Genomic DNA, 20851 nt, shown 5'->3' on the forward strand with positions numbered 1-20851 from the left:
GCGTCGCCGCCCGCCGCCGGGAGCATGGGATCGTCTCGGCCGATCGGCCGAGACGATCCCGATCCGCGGTTCCGGAGGCTCCCTTGAAGCTTCGTTCCTGGTCCTGCGCCGCCGCCCTGGCCCTGACCGCGCTCCTGCTGCCGGCCCCCACCGCGTCCGCCGCGCCGGCCGCGCCCCCGTCCTGTCCCGGCGGCTCCGTGTGCTTCTGGAGCGGCGAGAACTTCCGCGGCAGCAGCTGGGAGTGGCCCGCCCGCAGCGGCTACCGCGACATGCCGTCCTTCCTCCACGACCACGTGGGCTCGTTCGTCTCCGGCACCCGCGCCTGCTTCGTCAACTGGCAGCCGCAGCAGAAGCGCAACGTGTTCAACGGCGACTGGCGCTCCCGCTACCTCGGCGACTTCGGCGGCCGTATCGACGGCGTGGGGCCGGGCGGCTGCTGAGCCCGGGGCCCGGTCCGGGACCCGGCCCGAGGCTCACCCCCGGTGCGTCGGCGCGAACATCCGCAGCACCGCGGGGAGGACGACCACGGACGGCCCCGGCGTGGCCAGCGCCTTCGCCAGGTCGGCCGCCAGCGTCTCCGGAGTCGTACGGATCCCGGGGACGCCGAAGGACTCCGCCAGCGCCGCGTAGTCCGGGCGGGTCAGCTCCGTCCCCGTCGCCTGGCCGTAGGCGTCCGTCATGTACTCGCGCAGGATGCCGTAGCCGCCGTCGTCGACGATCAGCCAGGTGACGTCCAGGCCGTACTGGCGGGCCGTGGCCAGCTCGGCGACCGAGTACAGGGCGCCGCCGTCGCCGGACACCGCCAGCACCGGGCGGGTGGGGTCGGCGACGGCCGCGCCGAGGGCCGCGGGGAAGGCGTAGCCGAGGCCGCCCGCGCCCTGCGCCGAGTGCATGGTGTTGGGCCCCTTGGCGTCGAACGCCGACCAGGCCCAGTACGCCAGGATCGTCATGTCCCAGAAGGAGGGGCAGGCGGCGGGCAGCGCCCGGCGCACCGACGCCAGCACCTGCTGCTCCAGGGTCAGCTCCTGGGCCGCGATCCTCGCCCGCACCCGGTCGAGCAGCGCCCGCACGCGCTCCGGGGCCGTCGGGTCGTCGCGCTCCCGGACCGTCTCCAGCAGCGCCTGGAGCGCGAGGAAGGCGTCCGCGTGGATGCCGAGGGCCGGGTGGTTGGACTCCAGCTTGCCGAGGTCGGCCTCGATCTGGATCACCCGGCCGCGCGGCCGGAACGTGTGGTAGTTGGAGGAGAGCTCGCCGAGTCCGGAGCCGACCACCAGCAGGACGTCCGCGTCCTCCAGGAAGTCGGTGGTGTGCCGGTCCTCCAGCCAGGACTGCAGGGACAGGGGGTGCTCCCAGGGGAAGGCGCCCTTGCCGCCGAAGGTGGTGACGACGGGGGCGTCGAGCCGTTCCGCGAGCTGCCGCAGCTTCTTCGCCGCGTCCGCCCGGACCACTCCCCCGCCCGCGACGATCGCCGGGCGTTCGGCGCGCGACAGCAGGTCCGCCGCCACGGCCGTCAGCTCGGGGCGGGGCGGCAGCTCGTCCGGGGTCGCGTCCACGCCCGTCACCACCGGCAGGAGGGTCCGCGCCGCCAGCACGTCCTGCGGGATCTCCACCCACACCGGGCCGTGCGGGACGGTCAGCGCCGACTTCCAGGCCGCCGCGATCGCGGACGGGATCTGCGACTGGGTGCGGACCGTGTGCACGGACTTCACCACGCCCCGGAACGAGGCCGCCTGGTCGGGGAGTTCGTGCAGGTAGCCGTGGCGGCCGCCGCCCAGGCCCGCCGTCGGGACCTGGCTGCCGATCGCCAGCACGGGCGCCGAGGCCGCCGCCGCCTCCTGCAGCGCCGCCAGCGAGGTCAGCGCGCCCGGGCCGGTCGACAGCAGCAGCGGGGCCGCCTCACCGGTGATCCGGCCGTAGGCGTCGGCCGCGAAGGCGGCGTTGTTCTCCACCCGCAGGCCGACGTACCCGAGGTCCGAGCGGCGCAGGGCGTCGAACATGCCGAGGGCGTGCTGGCCGGGCAGGCCGAAGACGGTGGTCGCGCCCAGCCCGGCCAGGGTCTCCACGACCAGGTCCCCGCCGGTGCGCCCCGGGGGCGGGTTCAGCGCGGCCTCGGTCTGCGCGGCGGTCGGACGGAGCACCAGGTCGTGGTCGTGGGTCACTGCGCTGCCTTCTCCCGGGCGATCCGGCGGGTCATGATCGTCGTCAGTTCGTACGCCGTGTGGGACGCGGCCACCGACGTGATCTCGGCGTGGTCGTAGGCGGGCGCCACCTCGACGACGTCCGCGGACACCAGGTTGCACGACGCCAGGCCGCGCAGGATCTCCAGCAGCTCCCGGGAGGTCATGCCGCCGGCCTCGGGGGTGCCGGTGCCGGGCGCGTGGGCCGGGTCGAGGCAGTCGATGTCGACGGAGATGTACAGCGGACGGTCGCCGATGCGCTGGCGGAGCTGGTCGGCGACCTCGTCGGCGCCGCGGCGGTAGACGTCCGCCGAGGTGACGATGCCGAAGCCCATCTTCTCGTCGTCGGTGAGGTCCTGCTTGCCGTACAGCGGGCCGCGGGTGCCGACGTGGGAGAGGGCCGAGGTGTCGAGGATGCCCTCCTCCACCGCGCGGCGGAACGGGGTGCCGTGGGTGTACTCGGCGCCGAAGTAGGTGTCCCAGGTGTCCAGGTGCGCGTCGAAGTGCAGCAGGGCGACCGGGCCGTGCTTCTTCGCCACCGCGCGCAGCAGCGGCAGCGCGATGGTGTGGTCGCCGCCCAGCGTCATCAGGCGGGCGCCGGTGCCGAGCAGGTCGTCGGCGGCGGCCTCGACCGTCTCGACGGCCTCGTTGATGTCGAACGGGTTGACGGCGATGTCGCCGCCGTCCGCGACCTGGGCGAGCGCGAACGGGGAGGCGTCCTGCGCCGGGTTGTAGGGGCGCAGCAGCCGGGACGCCTCGCGGATGGCGTTGCCGCCGAAGCGGGCGCCCGGCCGGTAGGAGACGCCCGAGTCGAACGGCACGCCCACCACGGCGACGTCGGCGCGGCCGACCTCGTCCAGGCGGGGCAGCCGGGCGAAGGTCGCGGGGCCGGCGTACCGCGGGACGCGGGAGGAGTCGACGGGACCGCGGGGCGTCTCGGTGCTGCTCATCGTCAATTGCCTTCTTTCTCACGCTTCATCGCGTATGTACTGCTTGTCCTTCGACTCTACTGGTGAGCCGGGACCGGTTCGGACACGGGTTCGGGGGACCGTCCGGCGAGGCGCTCGCGCCAGGCGGCGAGCACGGCCGCGTCGGTCGGCCGGGTCGCCAGGGAGACGGCGACGTAGGCGGCCAGGGACGCCAGCAGGCCGTAGGAGACGGGCTCGTTGGCGAGGATGCCGTACGCCGCCATCAGGACGATCACCGCGAGGCCGCCGACCGCGACGGAGGCCAAGGCGCCCTGCGCGGTGCCGCGCTTCCACAGCAGCCCGCCGAGGATCGGCACCAGGAGGCCGCCGACGAGCAGGTTGTAGGCGACGGTCAGCGCCTCGACGACGTCGTTCAGCGCGATCGCCGCGCCGATGACGGCGACGCCCATGACCAGGATGAAGGCGCGGTTGCCCCGGACCTCGTCGGGTTCCGCGCCCGAGGACCGCACGGCGCCGCGCAGCCGGGCCCAGATGTCGTTGTTGGCGACGGTGGCGCAGGCGATCAGCGCCCCCGAGGAGGTCGACATCACGGCGGCCAGGGCGGCGGCCAGCACCAGCCCGCGCACGCCGACGGGCAGTTCGTCCCGGACGATGGTCGCGAAGGCGTCGTCGGCGCTGCCGAGCTTCGGGTAGAGCACCTTGGCCGCCGTGCCGATGACGGCGCCGGCGAGGGCGTAGGCGAGGCAGTAGGTGCCGGCGACCGTGCCGCCCCAGCGCGCGGTGCGGTCGCTGCGGGCGGTGAAGACGCGCTGCCAGATGTCCTGCCCGATGAGCATGCCGAACGTGTAGACCAGCACATAGGTGAAGATCGTCTCGCCGCCGATGCCCAGCGGGTCGAAGTACGAGGTCGGCAGCTCGGCCCGCATCCCGTCGAACCCGCCGGCCCTGACGACCGCGATCGGCAGGAGCAGCAGGAGCAGGCCGACGGTCTTCACCACGAACTGCACCATGTCGGTCAGCGTGATGGACCACATGCCGCCGAGCACGGAGTAGGCGACGACGATCGAGCCGCCGAGGACGATCGCGAGGGTGCGGTCGAGGTCGAGGAGGACGTCGAAGATCGTGGCGTAGGCGATGGTCGAGGTGACCGCGAGCATCAGCGTGTACGCCCACATCACGACGCCGGAGATGACGCCCGCCCGGCCGCCGTAGCGCAGGTCGAGCATCTCGGAGACGGTGTAGACCCGCAGCCGGGCGATGCGGGCGGAGAAGAAGACGCTCAGCGCCAGCAGGCCGAGGCCGATGGTGAACACCATCCAGGCGCCGGACAGGCCGTACTGGTAGCCGAGGCCGACGCCGCCGATGGTGGACGCGCCGCCCAGCACGATCGCCGCCATGGTGCCGGAGTACATCGCGGGCCCGAGGCGGCGCCCGGCCACCAGGAACTCGCTCTTGGAGCGGGCGCGGCGCATGCCCCACCAGCCCATGGCCAGCATGCCGGCCAGATAGGCGGCGATCACCAGGTAGTCGACGGCCATGCGGGCCCCTCCCTCGTTCACTTCTCGGTGGCGTGTCGTGCGGGTGGAAGTCGTCCGGCGGCGCGTCGCGGGGACATCCGCCCGTACCCGCGGCTGCCGGTCCCGACCGACAGTAGGTGGCCGGAAAGCGGCTGCGAAGTGTACGTTTCATCCACCTGGGCCGAACGAACCGGAGGAAACGTCCACCATGCCGGACCCCGCCGTTCCGCCCACGCCGCCCGTGCCCCTGGCGGCGCTGCTGGCCCGCGAGGACCTCGCCCTGCGGCAGATCGCCGGGCCCGCCGGCGCCGGCGCCGCCGTCCGCTGGGCGCACGCCTCGGAGATGTCCGACCCCTACCCGTACCTGCTGGGCGGCGAGCTGCTGCTCACGGCGGGCGTGCACATCCCGGAGGCGGCGGGGTCGGGCACCTACTTCGACGACTACGTGGCCCGGATCGTGGCGGCGGGCGGGGCGGCCCTCGGCTTCGGTGTGGCGCCGGTGCACGACACGGTGCCGCGGGCGCTGGTCGCGGCCTGCGAGGCGTACGGGCTGCCGCTGCTCGAGGTGCCGCCGCGGACCACGTTCGCGGCGGTGGCCCGCGCGGTCTGGCAGCTGATGGCCCAGGCCCGCCTGGCCGAGCTGCGCCGCGTGTCGGAGGCCCAGCACAGCCTCGCCGCCGCGGCCTCCCGCCCCGACCCCGTCCCGTCGGTCCTGCGCCGGCTGGCCCAGTGCCTCGACGGCTGGGCGGCGCTGTACGGCCCGGAGGGCACGCGGGTCGCGGCGGCGGGCCGGGAACCGGAGGGCGAGGTGGTCCGGGCGCTGGCGGGGCTGGCGCGGGTCGTCACCGGCCGCGCCTCCAGCACCGCCAGCGACACCGTCGCCGGCGTCCACCTGTCCGCCTACGCCCTCGGCACCGGCCGGGGCTTCGCGCTCGGCGCGGCCGCCCCGCGGCGGGACCCCGGCGACCACACCATCGCCTCGGTCGCCGCCGTGCTGCTCACCCTGCTCACCGGCGAGCACCTCAGCGGCACCGGCGCCGCCCGCTCCTCCGCGCTGGTGCGGCTGCTGCTGGGCGCCCCGCCCGAGGAGGTGGCGCCGCTGCTCGGACCGGGGGCCGGCGAGGCCGCGGACGGGGCGCAGCGGTGGTTCGTCGTGCACGCCCGGCCCGACGCGGGCGTCCCCGACCCGGTGGCGGCCTCCGCGCTCGGCGCCGCCCTCGGCTCCCCGCTGGTCGACCCGGGCCGGGACGCCGTACGGGTCCTGCTGCCCGCCGGCCGGGAACCGGCCCCGCAGCCCGGGTGGACCCTGGGCGTCAGCGCCCCCGCCGCCCCGCCGGAGTGGCCGGCCGCCGACGCGCAGGCGGCCCGCGCCCTGGCCCGGGCCCGCGCCACCCGCACCCCGCTGGTCCGCCACAGCGCCCGCCGCGGGCTCGCCGACCTGGTCCCCGGCGACGAGGCCGAGGCGCACGCCCGCGCGCTCCTCGCCCCCCTCACGCCCGCGCTCGCCGAGACCCTGCGCACCTGGCTGTCCCTGCACGGCAGCTGGGACCGTACGGCCGTCGCCCTGTCCGTGCACCGCAACACCGTGCGGCAGCGCATCGCCCGGTGCGCGGCCCTGCTGGAGGCCGACCTGGACGACGCGGACGTGCGGATGGAGCTGTGGTTCGCGCTGCGCCGGCTGGAGCGGTGACCCGCGCCCCGGCGCGCGACGCACCGGCCGCGGACGGCGGCGGCTGCCCCACAATGGGAGCCATGCCGATACCCGGGACCCCCAGCCGCGCCGAACTCGTCGACCACCTCGTCAGAACGCGTATCGCGGGCGACGTCGCCACGCCCCGCGAGAACAACCTCTCCCACTACCGCAAGCTGGCCAACGGCGACCGCCACTACTGGCTCGGCCTGGAGCTGGGCGACCGCTGGAACGACGAGCAGGACGTGCTCGCGGTGATGGCGGAACGGGTCGGCGTCAACGACGACCCCGAGTACCGGTACGGGCAGGACACCATCGACCCCGAGCTGACCGTCGCCGCGCTGGAGCGGATGGCCGGGCGGCTGCGCAAGGCGGCCGACGGCGGGCAGCGGGTGCTGTTCGCCACCGGCCACCCCGGCGGCCTGCTGGACGTGCACCGCGCCACGGCCGCCGCGCTGCGCGCCGCCGGCTGCGAGATCGTGGTGATCCCGGAGGGGCTGGCCACGGACGAGGGGTACGTGGTGCAGTTCGCGGACGTGGCGGTGCTGGAGCACGGCGCCACGCTGTGGCACACCCACTCCGGCGAGCCGATGAAGGCCGTCCTCACCGGCCTGGAGCGCGCGGGCCGCCCGCTGCCCGACCTGGTCGTCGCCGACCACGGCTGGGCGGGGTACGCCGGACAGCACGGCGTGGACTGCGTCGGCTACGCCGACTGCAACGACCCGGCGCTCTTCCTGGCGGAGGCCGAGGGGACCGTGCAGGTCACGGTCCCCCTCGACGACCATGTGGTCAGCCCCCGCCACTACGACCCGATGACGGCGTACCTGCTGTCGCAGGCGGGGCTGGACTAGCCGCGCGGGACGCGGACCACGCCCTCCTGGATCACGGTGACGGCGAGCCGGCCGTCCTGGGTGTAGATGCGGGCCTGGCCCAGGCCGCGCCCGCCGTGCGCCGACGGGGACTCCTGGTCGTACAGCAGCCACTCGTCGGCGCGGAACGGCCGGTGGAACCACATCGCGTGGTCCAGCGAGGCCCCGACCACGTCCCCGACGGCCCAGCCGCCGCGGCCGTGCGCGAGCAGCACGGAGTCCAGCAGCGTCATGTCGGAGACGTAGGTGGCCAGGACGACGTGCAGCAGGGGGTCGTCGACGTCGCGGTCCAGCTTGCCGTTGGTGCGGAACCACACCTGGGAGTGCGGCTCGCGCGGCTCGCCGTAGCGGCCGAACGGCGGCTCGTCGACGTAGCGCAGGTCCACCGCGGCCCGCGCCTCGACGAACCGCTCCACGATCTCCGGGTCCAGGTGCGCGTAGCCGCGCAGCCGCTCCTCGGAGGTGGGCAGCGTGGCGGGGTCGGGCGCGGACGGCATCGGCGCCTGGTGGTCCAGGCCCTCCTCGTGCGCCTGGAAGGACGCCGAGAGGTGGAAGATCGGCTTGCCGTGCTGGACCGCGACCACCCGGCGGGTGGTGAAGGAGCGGCCGTCGCGGATGCGGTCCACGGTGTAGACGATGGGCGCGCCGGGGTCGCCGGGGCGCAGGAAGTACGCGTGCAGGGAGTGCGCGGGCCGGTCGGCGGGGACCGTCCGCCCGGCGGCGACCAGCGCCTGTGCCGCGACCTGTCCGCCGAAGACGCGGGGTATGACGGCGGGGCGGGACCGGCCGCGGAAGATGTCCTCCTCGATCTGCTCCAGGTCGAGCAGATCGAGGAGGTCCTGTAGTGCCTGACTCATGAGGTCAGTTGTATACGGCAGGGATTTCGCGGGGCTTACAGCCCCATGTCCTTGGCGATGATCGTCTTCATGATCTCGCTGGTGCCGCCGTAGATGCGGTTGACGCGGTTGTCCGCGTACAGGCGGGCGATCGGGTACTCGTTCATGTAGCCGTAGCCGCCGTGCAGCTGGAGGCAGCGGTCGATGACGCGGTGCGCGACCTCGGTGCAGAACAGCTTGGCGCTGGCGGCCTCGGCGGGGGTGAGCTCACCGGCGTCGAGGGCTTCGAGCGCGCGGTCGGCGACGGCCTCGGCCGCGTCCACCTCGGCCTGGCAGGCGGCCAGTTCGAACTTGGTGTTCTGGAAGTGGGCGACCGGCTTGCCGAAGACGGTGCGCTCCTGCACGTACTGCTTGGCGAACCGGACGGCGGCCTTGGCCTGCGCGTAGGCGCCGAAGGCGATGCCCCAGCGCTCGGAGGGCAGGTTGGCGCCGAGGTAGGAGAAGCCCTTGTTCTCCTCGCCGAGCAGGTCCTCGACGGGCACCTTGACGTCGACGAACGCCAGCTCGGCGGTGTCGGAGACCTTCAGGCCCAGCTTGTCCAGCTTGCGGCCGACGGAGTAGCCCTCGGACCTGGTGTCGACGGCGAACAGGGATATGCCGTGGCGGCGGTCCTCGGCGGTGGGCGGCGCGGTGCGGGCGCAGACGATGACCCTGTCGGCGTGGACGCCGCCGGTGATGAAGGTCTTGGCGCCGTTGAGGACGTAGTGGGTGCCGTCCGCGGAGAGCTTGGCGGTGGTCTTCATGCCCGCGAGGTCGGAGCCGGTGCCCGGCTCGGTCATCGCGATGGCCCACATCTCCTCGCCGGAGACGAACTTGGGCAGGTAGCGCTTCTTCTGCTCCTCGGTGGCGAGCATCTTGATGTACGGCAGGGCGAGCAGCACGTGCACCCCGGAACCGCCGAAGGAGACGCCGGCGCGGGCGGTCTCCTCGTACTGGATCGCCTCGAACTTGTGCGTCTCCAGGCCGGCGCCGCCGTACTCCTCGGGGACGTTGATGCCGAACAGGCCCAGCTCGGCGAGCTTGTAGTAGAACTCGCGCGGCGCCTGGCCGGCCTGGAACCACTCGTCGTACACGGGTACGACCTCGGCCTCGATGAAGGCGCGAAGGGTCTCCCGGAACGCCTCGTGATCCTCGTTGAACACCGTACGGCGCACGCCGCCACCTCCACGTACCTCGGCATGTCCAAGCGCTTGCTCAGGGTCAAGGTACCGGCGGGTGGACGAGGGCGTCCAGAGCGGCGGCCGGGTAACGCTCGTCACGCCGGCGACGGCGGCGGACCCGGCGGGCGGGGGTCCGGCCGGGGCGGCCCCGGCCGGACCCTCGCCCGTCCTGACGGGTGCTCACGCCTCCCCGGGCAGCTCCTGCGGGTCGGCGGCCGCGAGGGCGCGGCCGGACCGGGCGCCGAGGACGTCCGGACCGGAGCAGCCGGCGACGGGCTCCCGGGCGGTCTCGGGGACGCCGGCGCCGCGGAGCCGGAGGATGCGCAGGACGCCCTCGGCCCTGGCCTCGCCCTCGGCGAGGCCCCTGCTGACGGATTCCCCGATGACGGCGCCGCGTCCGGGGAAGCGGGGGTGTCCGCGGCCATCGGGCTCCTCCGGGGTGCGCGGGCCGGGGTGTCGCCCGGACCGGTCCCGGTGCGTTCCGCCCAGCCCCGCGCGGCCTCGTCCCGGTGAGGTCGGTGTCCAGCGGCTCGATCACCGCGGGTCCGGGCAGGGCGACGCCGGCCCTCGGCAGGGCCCGGGCGAACAGTCCGGGGCCCTGCCGGAAGATCCGGTGCATCGCCTCGCGCGCCGAGCCGGCCATGTCACGGAACGCAGCGGCCGGTGAGCGCGGCGCCGGGTGGGACGAGGCGGCTTCAGCCCTTCGGGTGATTCTGCCGTCGGCCCGCGCCGGGGAGTCCGCGAGGCCGACGATCCGCCGCCCCGCCCGTCCCGCTCACTCCGCCGCGCCCGTCCCGCTCACTCCGCCGCGCCCGCCGCCGCGAACGCCCCCCGCGCCATCCGGTGCAGCAGCTCCGCCGTCGCCCCGCGCCCCGGCAGCGAGCCGGGACGGCCCAGGTGCGGGGTGGAGTTCAACAGGCCGAAGACCGAGTGGACCGCCGAGCGGGCGGTCGGCTCGGCGAGGGCCGGGTACACCTCGCGCACCACCTCCACCCACAGCTCGACGTACTGCCGCTGGAGCTGCCGCACCAGCTTGCGGTCGCTGTCCCGGAGGCGGTCCAGCTCGCGGTCGTGCAGGGTGATGAGCGGGCGGTCGTCGAGCGCGAAGTCGATGTGCCCCTCGATGAGCGAGTCGAGGACCGCCTCGGGCGCCACCCCGTCGGCCTCCGCCAGCCGCCGCTTGGCGCCCGTCAGCAGCTGACCGCTGATCCCGACCAGCAGCTCGGCGAGCATCGCGTCCTTACCGGCGAAGTGCCGGTACAGGCCGGGCCCGCTGATGCCGACCGCGGCGCCTATCTCGTCGACTCCGACGCCGTGGAAACCGCGTTCGGCGAAGAGCCGGGCGGCCTCCTTGAGGATCTGCTCGCGGCGGGTGGGGGCGTCGGTTCTGGTGGCCATGGCACCGATTCTAGACAACGGAGGTTAGCGGTCGTTAACCTGAGGGAAATGCGTTAACGCTCATTAACGGGTGAGGGGACCGCAGGATGGACGAGGCACCGGAGCTCCACAGCGCGGCGGATCCCGCGTCGGAGGCCTTTCGGGCCAACGAGGAGGCGCATCGCGCGCTCGTCGGGGAGCTGCGCGCCAAGCTGGCCGCGGCCCGGCTCGGCGGCGGCGAGAAGGCGCGGGCCCGGCACACCGCGCGCGGGAAGCTGCTGCCGCGCGACCGCGTGGACACGCTGCTCGACCCGGGATCGCCGTTCCTGGAGCTGGCCCCGCTGGCCGCCGACGGGATGTACGACGGGCAGGCCCCGGCCGCCGGCGTGATCGCGGGGATCGGGCGGGTCAGCGGACGCGAGTGCGTGATCGTCGCCAACGACGCCACCGTCAAGGGCGGCACGTACTACCCGATGACGGTGAAGAAGCACCTGCGCGCCCAGGAGGTGGCCCTCGACAACCGCCTCCCGTGCGTCTACCTCGTCGACTCCGGCGGCGCCTTCCTGCCCATGCAGGACGAGGTCTTCCCCGACCGGGACCACTTCGGGCGGATCTTCTACAACCAGGCCCGCATGTCCGGCGCCGGCATCCCGCAGATCGCCGCCGTCCTCGGGTCCTGCACGGCCGGCGGGGCGTACGTCCCGGCGATGAGCGACGAGGCCGTGATCGTGCGCGGCCAGGGCACCGTCTTCCTGGGCGGCCCGCCCCTGGTGAAGGCGGCCACCGGCGAGGTCGTCACCGCCGAGGAGCTGGGCGGCGGCGAGGTCCACGCGCGCGTGTCGGGCGTCACCGACCACCTCGCGCAGGACGACGCGCACGCCCTGCGCATCGTCCGGGACATCGTCGCCACGCTCCCCGCGCGCGGGCCCCTGCCCTGGGAGGTCCGGCCCTCCGTCGAGCCCAAGGTCGACCCCTCCGGGCTGTACGGCGCGGTCCCGGTCGACCCCCGCACCCCCTACGACGTGCGCGAGATCATCGCGCGCCTGGTCGACGGCTCCCGTTTCGCCGAGTTCAAGGCCGAGTTCGGGCAGACCCTGGTCACCGGCTTCGCCCGGATCCACGGCCACCCGGTCGGCGTCGTCGCCAACAACGGCATCCTGTTCTCCGAGTCCGCCCAGAAGGGCGCCCACTTCATCGAGCTGTGCGACCAGCGCGGGATCCCGCTGGTGTTCCTGCAGAACATCTCCGGCTTCATGGTGGGCAAGGACTACGAGGCCGGCGGCATCGCCAAGCACGGCGCCAAGATGGTCACGGCCGTGGCGTGCACCAGGGTCCCGAAACTGACCGTGGTGGTCGGCGGGTCGTACGGCGCCGGCAACTACTCCATGTGCGGCCGGGCCTACTCCCCCCGCTTCCTGTGGATGTGGCCGGGCGCCAAGATCTCCGTCATGGGCGGCGAGCAGGCCGCCTCCGTCCTCGCGACCGTCAAGCGGGACCAGCTGGAGGCCCGTGGGGAGGACTGGCCGGCCGAGGAGGAAGAGGCCTTCAAGGCGCCGATCCGCGCGCAGTACGAGCGCCAGGGGAACGCCTACTACGCCACCGCCCGCCTGTGGGACGACGGCGTCATCGACCCGCTGGAGACCCGCCAGGTGCTGGGCCTGGCCCTGACCGCGTGCGCCAACGCGCCCCTGGGTGACCCCCAGTTCGGCGTCTTCCGGATGTGACAGGGGGACTTGGACTCATGTTCGACACCGTGCTCGTGGCCAACCGGGGCGAGATCGCCGTCCGCGTCATCCGCACGCTGCGCTCGCTCGGCGTGCGCTCGGTGGCCGTGTACTCCGACGCGGACGCCGACGCCCGGCACGTGCGGGAGGCCGACACGGCGGTGCGGCTCGGGCCGGCGCCGGCCGCCGAGAGCTACCTGTCGGTGGAGCGGCTGCTGGCGGCCGCCGCCCGCACCGGCGCCCAGGCGGTCCACCCGGGATACGGCTTCCTCGCCGAGAACGCCGGTTTCGCGCGCGCGTGCGCCGAGGCGGGCCTCGTCTTCATCGGGCCGCCCGCGGACGCCATCGCCCTGATGGGCGACAAGATCCGCGCCAAGGAGACGGTGCGGGAGGCCGGGGTGCCGGTGGTCCCCGGCGGGCGCGATCCCCACCTGGCCGAGGCGGCCCGCGACCTGGGCGCGCCCGTGCTGCTGAAGCCCTCGGCGGGCGGCGGCGGCAAGGGCATGCGGCTGGTGCGGGACCTGGCCCGGCTCCAGGAGGAGATCGCCGCCGCCCGCCGCGAGGCCCGCGCCTCCTTCGGCGACGACACGCTCCTGGTCGAGCGGTGGATCGACCGCCCCCGGCACATCGAGATCCAGGTCCTGGCCGACGGCCACGGCAACGTCGTCCATCTGGGCGAACGCGAGTGCTCCCTGCAGCGCCGCCACCAGAAGATCGTCGAGGAGGCGCCGAGCGTGCTCCTCGACGAGGCGACCCGGGCCGCGATGGGCGAGGCGGCGGTCCAGGCGGCCCGCTCCTGCGACTACCGGGGCGCGGGCACGGTGGAGTTCATCGTCCCCGGCAACGACCCGACGTCGTACTACTTCATGGAGATGAACACCCGCCTCCAGGTCGAGCACCCGGTCACGGAGCTGGTCACGGGCCTGGACCTGGTGGAGTGGCAGCTGCGGGTGGCGGCGGGCGAGCCGCTGGCCTTCCGGCAGGAGGACGTCCGCCTCACCGGACACGCGATCGAGGCCCGCATCTGCGCGGAGGACCCGGCGCGCGGCTTCCTGCCCTCCGGCGGCACGGTGCTGAGGCTGCGCGAGCCGGCCGGCGAGGGCGTCCGCACCGACTCCGGGCTCAGCGAGGGCACGGAGGTCGGCAGCCGGTACGACCCGATGCTGTCCAAGGTGATCGCGTACGGCCCCGACCGCGCCACCGCGCTGCGCAGGCTCCGGGCGGCCCTCGCGGAGACGGTCACCCTCGGCGTGCAGACCAACGCGGGTTTCCTGCGGCGGCTGCTGGCGCACCCCGCGGTGGTGGCGGGCGAGCTGGACACGGGGCTGGTGGAGCGGGAGGCGGACAACCTCCTCGCCACGGACGTCCCCGAGGAGGTGTACGAGGCGGCGGCGGCCGTACGGCTCGACGCGCTCACCCCGAAGGGCGACGGCTGGACGGACCCGTTCTCGGTGCCGAGCGGCTGGCGGCTCGGCGGCGAGCCGAAACCCGTGACCTTCTCCCTGCGAGCCGGCGGCGATCCCGTGGAGCACACCCCGCGCGGCACCCGCACCGTCACCGACGGCCAGGTGTCCGTGACCCTGGACGGCGTCCGCCACACCTTCCACCGGGCCGGCGACTGGCTGGGCCGCGACGGCGACGCCTGGCACGTCCGGGACCACGACCCGGTCGCCGCCTCCCTGACCCGCGCGGCCCACGCGGGCGCCGACTCGCTCACCGCCCCCATGCCGGGGACGGTGACGGTGGTCAAGGTCGCCGTCGGCGACGAGGTGGCCGCCGGGCAGGGCCTGCTGGTGGTGGAGGCGATGAAGATGGAGCACGTCGTCTGCGCCCCGCACGCCGGCACGGTCACCGAACTGGACGTCGCACCGGGTGCCGCGGTCGCCATGGACCAGGTGCTGGCGGTCGTCGCACCGCACGAGGAGGCGGCGGAATGACAGTCGAGGGTCTCCCCATGACCGTCCCGGCCGCGGACCTGCCCGCCCGCGTCCGGATCCACGAGGTCGGCGCGCGCGACGGCCTGCAGAACGAACGCGCGACGGTCCCGACGCAGGTCAAGGCGGAGTTCATCCGCCGCCTGGCCGGCGCGGGCCTGACGACGATCGAGGCGACCAGCTTCGTCCACCCCCGGTGGGTGCCCCAGCTGGCCGACGCCGGGGAGCTGTTCCCGCTCGTCCGCGACCTGCCGGTGGCGCTCCCGGTCCTGGTGCCGAACGAACGCGGCCTGGACCGGGCGCTCGCCCTCGGCGCCGGCCGGGTCGCCGTCTTCGCCAGCGCGACGGAGTCCTTCGCCAAGGCCAATCTCAACCGCACGGTCGACGAGGCCCTGGCCATGTTCGACCCGGTGGTGGCCCGGGCGAAGGCGGCGGGCGTCCACGTCCGCGGCTATCTGTCGATGTGCTTCGGCGACCCGTGGGAGGGCGCGGTCCCGATCCCGCAGGTGGTCCGCGTCTGCCGGGCCCTGATCGACCTGGGCTGCGACGAGCTGAGCCTCGGCGACACCATCGGCGTGGCCACCCCCGGCCATGTGACCGCGCTGCTCACCGCCCTCGGCGAGGCGCGCATCCCCACCGCCGCCCTGGGCGTGCACTTCCACGACACCTACGGCCAGGCGCTCGCCAACACCCTCACCGCCCTCCGGCACGGCGTGACGACCGTCGACGCCTCGGCCGGCGGCCTGGGCGGCTGCCCGTACGCGAAGTCGGCCACCGGAAACCTGGCCACCGAGGACCTGGTGTGGATGCTGCGGGGCCTCGGCATCGACACCGGGGTCGACCTCGGCCGTCTCGTCGCCACCAGCGCGTGGATGGCCGCCCGGCTGGGCCGCCCCAGCCCGTCCCGCACCGTCCGAGCCCTGTCCCACAAGGACCTTCAGGACCCCGAGGAGCAGTGACCGTCATGGACCACCGTCTCTCCCCCGAACTGGAAGAACTCCGCCGCACGGTCGAGGAGTTCGCGCACGACGTCGTGGCGCCGAAGATCGGCGACTTCTACGAGCGGCACGAGTTCCCGTACGAGATCGTCCGGGAGATGGGCCGCATGGGTCTGTTCGGGCTGCCGTTCCCGGAGGAGTACGGCGGCATGGGCGGCGACTACCTGGCCCTCGGCGTGGCCCTGGAGGAACTGGCCCGGGTCGACTCCTCCGTCGCCATCACCCTGGAGGCCGGGGTCTCTCTGGGCGCGATGCCGATCCACCGCTACGGCACCGAGGAGCAGAAGCGCCGGTGGCTGCCCCGCCTGTGCGCGGGCGAGATCCTGGGCGCGTTCGGCCTGACGGAGCCGGACGGCGGCTCGGACGCGGGCGCGACCCGCACCACCGCCCGCCTGGACGAGTCGACGGACGAGTGGGTGATCAACGGCACCAAGTGCTTCATCACCAACTCGGGCACGGACATCACGGGCCTGGTCACGGTCACGGCGGTCACCGGCCGGGAGCCGGACGGCAAACCGCGGATCTCCTCGATCATCGTCCCGTCCGGCACGCCGGGCCTCACGGTGGCGCCCCCGTACTCGAAGGTCGGCTGGAACGCCTCGGACACCCGCGAGCTCTCCTTCGACGACGTCCGGGTCCCGGCGGCGAACCTCCTGGGCGAGGAGGGCCGGGGCTACGCCCAGTTCCTGCGCATCCTCGACGAGGGCCGGGTCGCCATCGCGGCGCTGGCCACGGGCCTGGCCCAGGGCTGCGTGGACGAGTCGGTGAAGTACGCGAAGGAGCGTCACGCCTTCGGCAGGCCCATCGGCGCCAACCAGGCCATCCAGTTCAAGATCGCCGACATGGAGACGAAGGCCCACACCGCCCGCCTCGCCTGGCGCGACGCGGCCAGCCGCCTGGTCGCGGGCGAACCCTTCAAGAAGCAGGCGGCCCTGGCGAAGCTCCACTCCTCCACGATCGCGGTGGACAACGCCCGCGACGCCACCCAGATCCACGGCGGCTACGGCTTCATGAACGAGTACCCGGTCGCCCGCATGTGGCGCGATTCCAAGATCCTGGAGATCGGGGAGGGGACGAGCGAGGTCCAGCGGATGCTGATCGCACGGGAGTTGGGGCTGGCGGGCTGAGCGTCACGGTCCGGGTGCGGCCGTGCCGGCGGTGCGCGTCCCGCTCCCCCGGCGGAGCAGGGGGTTCATGATCCGTTCACAGCGAACAAAGAGGGGGGTCATGGTATTTTCACATCTCCTTTGGCGCGTTTCCCGGGTGAAAGGCCACGAACGGAACAGCGAGGCCGGTCAGCGAACCGGGCGCGCCCCGTGATACCTGGAGAGTGTGCGGACATGGCCGACCCCGTCGTCTCGGTGATCGTCGCGGCGTACAACGCGATGCCGTATCTCACGCGTTGCGTCACATCCGTCGCCGAACAGAGCATCGGACGGGACGCCTTGCAGCTCATCGTCGTCGACGACGGCTCGACCGACGGCACGGGGGACGAGCTCGACCGCCTGGCCGAGTCGTACCCGGACCTGCTCCAGGTGATCCACCAGCCCAATTCCGGCGGCCCGTCCGCGCCCCGCAACCTCGGCCTGGACCACGCCCGGGGCGAGTTCGTCTTCTTCCTCGACGCCGACGACTACCTGGCCCCCGAGGCCCTGGAGCGCATGGTGGCGATGGCCGGGAAGAACGGCACCGACATCGTGCTCGGCAAGATGGTCGGCGTCGGCGGGCGCGGGGCGCCCACGTCGATGTTCCGGCGCAACCAGCCGCGGACCGACGTCTTCTCGTCCCGGGTGTACTGGACGCTCAACCCCATGAAGCTGTTCCGCCGGGAACTGCTGGAGCGGCTGGGGCTCCGCTTCCCGACGGACCTGAAGATCGGCGAGGACCAGCTCTTCGTCGGCCCCGCCTACATCCACGCGGCCGGCATCTCCGTACTCGCCGACTACGACTGCCTGTTCTGGGTCGAGCGCGAGGACAGCGGCAACATCACCCTGCGCACCGGCGGCACGGAGCCGAGGCTCGCGTTCCTGCCCCGCGTGGTCGACATGCTGCTCGAGAACGTGCCGCCCGGCCCGCGCCGCGACCACCTGGCCCACCGTCACCTGACCGTCGAGGTGCAGCAGCTGCTCGGCCACCTCGTCCGCGAGCCCCGCCCCCAGCAGGAGAAGGCCCTCGCCCGCCTCGCCGAGGCCATCGCCCCGCTGTGGCACGAGGGCATGAACGACCGTCTGTCGGCGATGGCCCGGCTGCGCCTCCACCTCGTCCGGCACGAGATGCTCGACGAGGTACTGGAACTGGTCCGGTTCGAGAAGGAGCTGGGGCGCCGCAAGGTGGCCACCCCGGTCCACGTCGAGAACGGCCGCGCCTACGCCCGCTACCCCTTCTTCCGCGACGCCGCCCGGGCCGTCCCCGACGCCTGCTACGACGTCACCGCCCAGCTCGCCGTGCGTCACCACGTCACCCGCGCCGAGCTGCGCGGCACCACGCTGCACCTGGCCGGGCACGGCTATCTGCACCGCGTCGCCACCGAGGACGTGACCACCGGCCTCGTCCTGCGCGAGCGCGACAGCGGCACCGAGTACCGGCTCCCCGTCACGCACACCCCGACCCCCGGCCTCGGCGCCGACGAGGACGAGGGACGGTACGCCTACGAGCGGGCCGGGTTCGAGGCCCGCGTCGACCTCACCGCCGCCGCCGACGGCGAGCCGCTGTCCGACGGGCTCTGGGACATCTCCCTCGCGGTCGGCGCGCAGGGGCTCACCCGCGAGGTGCGCATCGGCAGCAAGCGGGCCGGCACCGTGGCGGGCGAGCCCGCGACCCATGTCGTGGACACCGCCGAGGGACTGCGCGCCGTCACCCTCTACACCACCAAGCCCTACGGCAACTTCACGCTCGACATCGGCGAGCGCAAGCACGAGGTGCTGTCCCACCTCGGTCTCGACACGGCCGGCTGGGCGCCGGACGCGCCCGCGGAACTGGAGTTCACCGGCCGCTGCACTCTCGCCGCCCGCCCGGAAGGCGCCCTCACCGTGACCCTGGAGGACGGCGAGGGCCACGGCGCCGCCTTCCCCGTGCGCGAGTTCGCCGGGGACCGCTTCACCGTACGGGTGCCCGTCACCGGCCTTCCCGCCGGCGTCTGGCGCGGCCGGCTCCGGCTCGGGGACTGGACGGTGCCCCTGCCGGAGCTGCCCGGGGACATGGCGCCGGCCAGGTGGCGCCGCCGGGGACTGCCCTGGTACGCCAAGCCCGCTCCCGCGCGCGACGGGAAGTTCGCGCTGCGCGTCGCGCGGATCGAGCTGCTCAAGGGCGTGGCCCGGCGCATCAGGCCCTGACGCCGCGGACGCGGGCGGCTGTGACGCACCCCCTCTGGACAAGTTCTGAGGTTAGGCTAACCTACCTTCGAACTCGTCCGGCGGACGCTCCGCCCCGTTCGAAAGCAGCCACACCATGTCCAATGCCAGAGCTACCCACCTCACCCGCCGTGGAATCCTCGCCGCGGGCGGCGCCCTCGGCCTCGGTGCCGTGCTCGCAGCCTGCGGCGACGAGGACGCGAAAAGCGGTGGCTCGGGCGACGGCACGGCCGCCGCGCAGTCGGGTTCCTGGTCCTTCGAGGACGACCGCGGCCGGACCGCGAAGGCCGACAAGGTCCCGTCGAACATCGTGGCGTTCGTCGGTGTCGCCGCCGCGCTGTACGACTACGGCGTCGAGGTCAAGGGCGTCTTCGGCCCGACCACGACCAAGGACGGCAAGGCCGACGTCCAGGCCGGCGACATGGACGTCAGCAAGCTGACCGTCCTCGGCAACGAGTGGGGCCAGTTCAACATCGAGAAGTACGCGGCCCTCGCCCCGGACCTGCTCGTCTCCACGATGTTCGACGACACCGGCACCCTCTGGTACGTCCCGGAGGAGTCGAAGAAGAAGATCGAGGCCGTGGGCGCCCCGAGCGTCGGCGTCTCCGTCTACGACCGCCAGCTGACCGAGCCGCTGCAGCGCATGCTGAAGCTCGCCGAGTCCCTGGGCGCCGACGTGACCTCCAGCAAGGTCACCGACGCCAAGAAGCGCTTCGAGGACGCCTCCGCCCGGCTGCGCGCCGCCGTCAAGGCCAAGCCGGACATCAAGGTGATGGCCGGTTCCGCCAGCCAGGACCTGTTCTACGTCTCCGGCACCAACCTCTCCGTCGACCTGGAGTACTTCAAGGCCCTCGGCGTGAACTTCATCGAGCCCCCCGAGAAGGCCAAGGCCCAGGGCGGCGGCTGGTACGAGTCCCTGAGCTGGGAGAACGTCGACAAGTACGACGCGGACATCATCATGATGGACGACCGCTCCTCGGCCATCCAGCCCGCCGACATCACCGAGGGCACCTGGAAGAAGCTGCCCGCGGTCAAGGCCGGCCAGGTCATCCCCCGCTCCCCCGAGCCGATCCTGTCGTACGACAAGTGCGTCCCGATGGTCGAGAACCTCGCGAAGGCCATCGAGGACGCCGAGAAGGTCAGCTGACCCGCACCCTGACGCGAACTCAGGAGCCCCCATGACGACGGCCGTAGCCGCCCCGTTCCGTTTCTTCTCCCTCCAGGTCGCGCGGACGAGGCGGCTCGGCCCGTCCCTGGTCCGTGTCACCTTCACCGGGCCCGACCTGCACGCCTTCCACTCCGACGGGCACGACCAGTCCCTGTCCCTGTTCCTGCCGCACCCCGGCCAGAGCGAGCCGGTCGTCCCGCTGGAACTGGGCGACGGCTGGTGGCAGGGCTGGCGCGAACTCCCCGACGACGTGCGGGCGGTGATGCGGTCGTACACCCTGCGGGCGCTCCGGCGCGACGCCCACGGGCACACGGCCGAGATCGACATCGACTTCGCGCTGCACGGCGTCGAGCCGGGCGCCACCACCCAGGCGGGCCCCGCCTCCCGCTGGGCCTCCCGCGCCACCGCCGGCGACCGGGTCCTGCTGCTGGGCCCGGCGATCGCCGACAACCGCGCGATCCGCTTCCGGCCGCCCGCGGACACCGACCTGGTGGTGATCTGGGGCGACGAGACCGCCGTGCCGGCCGCCTCGGCCATCGTCGAGGCGCTGCCGGCCGGCGTCCGCGCCCGGGTCTGGCTGGAGGTGCCGCACGCCGGGGACATCCAGGACCTGGTGAGCGAGGCGGACGCGGAGATCACCTGGCTCGTCCGGGACGCCGCCGAGGAGTGTCCCGCGGCCCTGGACGCCCTCCGCGCCGCGGAGTTCCCGCCCGCCGAGCGGCCGTACGTCTGGATCGCGGGCGAGTCGAGCTGCGTGAAGGCGCTGCGCCGGCACTTCGTGGGCGAGCGCGGGATCGACCGCCGCCGGGTGACGTTCGTGGGCTACTGGCGGCAGGGACTGACCGAGGAGGAGCTGCGCGCGCGGGAGTGACCCCGGCGGCTTCCTCGGGAAGCACCGCCGACCGCCCCGTGCCCCGCCGGTCGTCCCCGAAAGCGCCACCGGCCGCCCCGAGAGCAGAGTCCATCGCCGCACGCCCCGCCGACCGGCCCGCGTGCGGCGCTGACTGCTGTGCGCTCCGTGCCGGCCGTGCACGGAGTGACGGTGGTCACGGGGGGTCCCGG

General features: G+C 73.7%; 16 protein-coding genes. 10 read left to right on the top strand and 6 right to left on the bottom strand.

Features of this window, described 5'->3' with window-relative positions; all coding sequences use genetic code 11:
• Positions 1-83 precede the first annotated feature (83 nt).
• Entirely contained in the window at positions 84-440 is a 357-nt protein-coding gene (locus ACIBAI_RS02200) for a peptidase inhibitor family I36 protein (protein WP_399030515.1), read from the top strand.
• 33 nt (positions 441-473) lie between these two features.
• Here ACIBAI_RS02200 and ACIBAI_RS02205 read toward each other — a convergent pair whose 3' ends face one another.
• Genes ACIBAI_RS02205 through ACIBAI_RS02215 form a run of 3 tightly spaced genes read right to left on the bottom strand, consistent with a single transcriptional unit; the run spans position 474 to position 4644 of the window.
• Entirely contained in the window at positions 474-2159 is a 1686-nt protein-coding gene (locus tag ACIBAI_RS02205) for a thiamine pyrophosphate-binding protein (protein ID WP_399030516.1), read from the bottom strand.
• Complete coding sequence (speB, locus tag ACIBAI_RS02210; protein WP_399030517.1) at positions 2156-3127, bottom strand: agmatinase; 972 nt, start codon at positions 3125-3127, stop codon at positions 2156-2158. Before speB ends, ACIBAI_RS02205 begins: the two co-directional genes overlap by 4 nt.
• 56 nt (positions 3128-3183) lie before the next feature.
• Complete coding sequence (locus ACIBAI_RS02215; RefSeq protein ID WP_399030518.1) at positions 3184-4644, bottom strand: sodium:solute symporter; 1461 nt, start codon at positions 4642-4644, stop codon at positions 3184-3186.
• Positions 4645-4831: 187 nt separating this feature from the next.
• On the opposite strand from ACIBAI_RS02215, the gene ACIBAI_RS02220 reads away from it, so the two are divergent.
• On the top strand, positions 4832-6313 hold the full coding sequence (locus tag ACIBAI_RS02220; protein WP_399030519.1) for a PucR family transcriptional regulator ligand-binding domain-containing protein: 1482 nt from the start codon (positions 4832-4834) through the stop codon (positions 6311-6313).
• Between the two features lie 62 nt (positions 6314-6375).
• Positions 6376-7164 (top strand): phosphatase, encoded by a 789-nt coding sequence (locus ACIBAI_RS02225; RefSeq protein ID WP_399030520.1) that lies wholly within the window; start codon positions 6376-6378, stop codon positions 7162-7164.
• Here the strand turns inward: ACIBAI_RS02225 and ACIBAI_RS02230 are convergent.
• The 3 genes from ACIBAI_RS02230 to ACIBAI_RS02240 form a co-directional block, all read right to left on the bottom strand.
• Complete coding sequence (locus ACIBAI_RS02230) at positions 7161-8039, bottom strand: acyl-CoA thioesterase II (RefSeq protein WP_344599375.1); 879 nt, start codon at positions 8037-8039, stop codon at positions 7161-7163. The genes ACIBAI_RS02225 and ACIBAI_RS02230 overlap by 4 nt on opposite strands.
• Before the next feature lie 35 nt (positions 8040-8074).
• The gene (locus tag ACIBAI_RS02235; protein WP_399030521.1) at positions 8075-9232 is read right to left on the bottom strand and encodes an acyl-CoA dehydrogenase family protein; all 1158 of its coding nucleotides are present in this window, start codon (positions 9230-9232) and stop codon (positions 8075-8077) included.
• Between the two features lie 804 nt (positions 9233-10036).
• Complete coding sequence (locus ACIBAI_RS02240) at positions 10037-10636, bottom strand: TetR/AcrR family transcriptional regulator (protein ID WP_344599372.1); 600 nt, start codon at positions 10634-10636, stop codon at positions 10037-10039.
• An 86-nt stretch (positions 10637-10722) separates the two neighbouring features.
• Between ACIBAI_RS02240 and ACIBAI_RS02245 the strand changes: the two genes are divergently transcribed.
• From ACIBAI_RS02245 to ACIBAI_RS02275, 7 genes are all read left to right on the top strand, one after another.
• A complete protein-coding gene (locus tag ACIBAI_RS02245) occupies positions 10723-12339 on the top strand; it encodes a carboxyl transferase domain-containing protein (protein ID WP_399030523.1) in 1617 nt (538 codons plus the stop codon).
• Between the two features lie 17 nt (positions 12340-12356).
• On the top strand, positions 12357-14276 hold the full coding sequence (locus tag ACIBAI_RS02250) for a biotin carboxylase N-terminal domain-containing protein (protein WP_399030524.1): 1920 nt from the start codon (positions 12357-12359) through the stop codon (positions 14274-14276).
• Entirely contained in the window at positions 14273-15232 is a 960-nt protein-coding gene (locus ACIBAI_RS02255; protein WP_399030525.1) for a hydroxymethylglutaryl-CoA lyase, read from the top strand. The genes ACIBAI_RS02250 and ACIBAI_RS02255 overlap by 4 nt, the downstream gene beginning before the upstream one ends.
• 5 nt (positions 15233-15237) lie before the next feature.
• On the top strand, positions 15238-16398 hold the full coding sequence (locus tag ACIBAI_RS02260) for an acyl-CoA dehydrogenase family protein (protein ID WP_399030526.1): 1161 nt from the start codon (positions 15238-15240) through the stop codon (positions 16396-16398).
• Positions 16399-16611: 213 nt separating this feature from the next.
• Positions 16612-18603: a glycosyltransferase gene (locus tag ACIBAI_RS02265; RefSeq protein ID WP_399030527.1), complete on the top strand. Its 1992-nt coding sequence runs from the start codon at positions 16612-16614 to the stop codon at positions 18601-18603.
• 115 nt (positions 18604-18718) lie between these two features.
• Positions 18719-19768 (top strand): ABC transporter substrate-binding protein, encoded by a 1050-nt coding sequence (locus ACIBAI_RS02270; protein WP_399030528.1) that lies wholly within the window; start codon positions 18719-18721, stop codon positions 19766-19768.
• Positions 19769-19799: 31 nt separating this feature from the next.
• Positions 19800-20660 carry a siderophore-interacting protein gene (locus ACIBAI_RS02275; protein WP_399030530.1) on the top strand — a complete coding sequence of 287 codons (861 nt, stop codon included), beginning with the start codon at positions 19800-19802 and terminating at the stop codon, positions 20658-20660.
• Positions 20661-20851: the final 191 nt, after the last annotated feature.

This window comes from Streptomyces sp. NPDC051041 (assembly GCF_044456065.1).
GTDB classification, from domain to species: domain Bacteria; phylum Actinomycetota; class Actinomycetes; order Streptomycetales; family Streptomycetaceae; genus Streptomyces; species Streptomyces glaucus.

What these genes read in the sequence shown, in the direction of transcription:
- speB (WP_399030517.1), bottom strand. Translation starts at nt 3,127, where the DNA reads ATGAGCAGCACCGAGACGCCCCGCGGTCCCGTCGACTCCTCCCGCGTC.
- ACIBAI_RS02215 (WP_399030518.1), bottom strand. Translation starts at nt 4,644, where the DNA reads ATGGCCGTCGACTACCTGGTGATCGCCGCCTATCTGGCCGGCATGCTG.
- ACIBAI_RS02220 (WP_399030519.1), top strand. Translation starts at nt 4,832, where the DNA reads ATGCCGGACCCCGCCGTTCCGCCCACGCCGCCCGTGCCCCTGGCGGCG.
- ACIBAI_RS02225 (WP_399030520.1), top strand. Translation starts at nt 6,376, where the DNA reads ATGCCGATACCCGGGACCCCCAGCCGCGCCGAACTCGTCGACCACCTC.
- ACIBAI_RS02230 (WP_344599375.1), bottom strand. Translation starts at nt 8,039, where the DNA reads ATGAGTCAGGCACTACAGGACCTCCTCGATCTGCTCGACCTGGAGCAG.
- ACIBAI_RS02240 (WP_344599372.1), bottom strand. Translation starts at nt 10,636, where the DNA reads ATGGCCACCAGAACCGACGCCCCCACCCGCCGCGAGCAGATCCTCAAG.
- ACIBAI_RS02245 (WP_399030523.1), top strand. Translation starts at nt 10,723, where the DNA reads ATGGACGAGGCACCGGAGCTCCACAGCGCGGCGGATCCCGCGTCGGAG.
- ACIBAI_RS02250 (WP_399030524.1), top strand. Translation starts at nt 12,357, where the DNA reads ATGTTCGACACCGTGCTCGTGGCCAACCGGGGCGAGATCGCCGTCCGC.
- ACIBAI_RS02255 (WP_399030525.1), top strand. Translation starts at nt 14,273, where the DNA reads ATGACAGTCGAGGGTCTCCCCATGACCGTCCCGGCCGCGGACCTGCCC.
- ACIBAI_RS02260 (WP_399030526.1), top strand. Translation starts at nt 15,238, where the DNA reads ATGGACCACCGTCTCTCCCCCGAACTGGAAGAACTCCGCCGCACGGTC.
- ACIBAI_RS02265 (WP_399030527.1), top strand. Translation starts at nt 16,612, where the DNA reads ATGGCCGACCCCGTCGTCTCGGTGATCGTCGCGGCGTACAACGCGATG.
- ACIBAI_RS02270 (WP_399030528.1), top strand. Translation starts at nt 18,719, where the DNA reads ATGTCCAATGCCAGAGCTACCCACCTCACCCGCCGTGGAATCCTCGCC.
- ACIBAI_RS02275 (WP_399030530.1), top strand. Translation starts at nt 19,800, where the DNA reads ATGACGACGGCCGTAGCCGCCCCGTTCCGTTTCTTCTCCCTCCAGGTC.